Annotated in this window: 1 protein-coding gene; it reads left to right on the top strand. The window is 73.3% G+C overall.

The genetic code is table 11. From position 1 onward, the window contains the following. Window positions 1–332: 332 nt before the first annotated feature. Window positions 333–1994, top strand: a complete 1662-nt coding sequence (locus tag ABZ656_RS57630) for a PucR family transcriptional regulator (protein ID WP_168496144.1) — start codon at window positions 333–335, stop codon at window positions 1992–1994. Window positions 1995–2071 lie beyond the last annotated feature (77 nt).

Below are 2071 nucleotides of genomic sequence, written 5' to 3'. Positions count from 1 at the left end.
GACCAACGTCAGGTGGACTGGCAGTTCACCACCCACGACGCACGCATCAAACTGCGCCACCTCTATCCCAGGAATTAGCTGCGACAGTCTACTAGGGCCTGTCCGGCGGATCAAGTCGCAGGAATCGGGCGGTCCCTCATGAACGCCGCAGAGGTGCGTGCCAGGCCCCGCGTCTGCGGCATGATCCGCCGGACAGGCCCTGGGACGTCCGGACACAAGGTCACCGGCGGACCGTACGGTGAGGCAGAATCGACATAGGTCGTTCATACGTTGCGGCCAAAAGATCACACTGTCCGTGACCGTCGAAGATCCTGTGAAGACCTGAAGGTCCCATGCGCCCCACGCTCGCCTCGATCGTCCACCACTCCGCGCTCAAACTGACCGTGCGGGCGGGCGAGGACCGTCTGGACGTCCCCGTCCGCTGGGCCCACGTCAGCGAGCTCGCCGACCCCGTGCCGTACATGGAGGGCGGGGAACTGCTGCTGATCACCGCGCTCCAGCTGGACGCGGAGGATCCGGACGTCATGCGGCGCTATGTGAAGCGGCTGGTGGGTGCCGGAGTCGTCGGGCTCGGCTTCGCCGTCGGGGTCAACTATGACGAGATCCCGAAGGCCCTGGTCGACGCGGCGGAGGAAGAGGGCCTGCCGCTCCTGGAAGTCCCCCGCCGCACCCCCTTCCTGGCCATCAGCAAGGCGGTGTCGGCCGCGATCGCCGCGGACCAGTACCGGGCGGTGACGGCGGGCTTCGCCGCGCAGCGCGAACTGACGAAGCAGGCCCTGAACGACGGCCCCGAGGGGCTGCTGTCGGCGCTCGCAGGACAGGTGGACGGCTGGGCGGCCCTGTACGACGCGTCCGGCGCCGTCGTCGCCACCGCGCCCGAGTGGGCCGGGCGGCGGGCCGCGCGGCTCACCCCCGACGTGGAACGGCTGCGGGAGCGCCCCGCGCCCGCCAGCTCCGTCGTCGGCGGCGAGGACCGCGTGGAACTCCACTCCCTCGGCACCGGCCGCCGCCCCCGCGCCGCGCTCGCCGTCGGAACGGCCGCCGCCCTCGGTACCGCCGAGCGCTACGCCGTGCACTCCGCGATCGCACTGCTGACCCTCACCACCGAACGCTCACGGTCGCTGCACGCCGCCGAACAGCGCATCGGGGCGGCGGTGCTGCGCATGCTGCTCGCCGGGCAGCCCGAGCACGCGCGGACCGTGGCCGGAGACCTCTACGGGGAGCTGCTCGACGCGCCCTTCCGGCTGATCCTCGCCGAGTCGGCGTCCGCTTCGGCGGCGCGGGCGCACGCGGACGGGCACGCGCGCGTGGCCGCCGCGAAACCGTCCAAGGCTCCCGTCGTGGTGCCGGACCCGACGAACGGCGACCCGCTGGGCGGGCTCGCCGAGATCGTCGAGTCGGCCGCCGCCCGCTCCGGTGAGTCCGTGCTCGTCGTGCCCGACGGGGAGCGGCTGGTCGTGCTCGCCGTGGACGGAGGCGCGGCGGTGACGGCGTGCGGGGAGTACGCGGCCGCGCTGGACGCCGCGCGGATCGCCACCCGGGAGCAGCCCGTGGGCGACGAGGACGAACTGGTCGTCGGGTTGTCGGCGCCCGCCGGGCCGATCGCCGCTGCCGCCGCCTACAAGCAGGCCGAGCAGGCGTTGTCCGTGGCCCGGCGGCGGGGGCGGTCGTTGGTCGAGCACGAGGAGCTGGCCGCGGGGTCCGTGCTGCCGTTGCTCGCCGATGACGCGGTGCGGGCGTTCGCGGACGGGTTGCTCCGCCCGCTGCACGAGCACGACGCCACCGGGCGGGGGGATCTGGTCGCCTCGCTGCGGGCGTGGCTGTCCCGGCACGGCCAGTGGGACGCCGCCGCCGCCGACCTGGGTGTGCACCGGCACACCCTGCGTTACCGGATGCGACGCGTCGAGGAGATCCTCGGCCGCTCCCTCGACGACCCCGACGTCCGCATGGAACTGTGGCTGGCGCTGAAGGCGACGGCGGCGGCGGGGGAGTAGGAACGCCGGGTGAGTTCTTCGTCCGCGGGCCGTAGGGGCTGCTCACGCAGTTCCCCGCGCCCCTGAAGGGGCGCGGG

Source organism: Streptomyces sp. NPDC007095 (assembly GCF_040634475.1).
Lineage (GTDB): Bacteria > Actinomycetota > Actinomycetes > Streptomycetales > Streptomycetaceae > Streptomyces.
The sequence above is the reverse complement of the archived record's forward strand: the minus strand, read 5'-3'. Positions and strand labels throughout refer to the sequence as shown.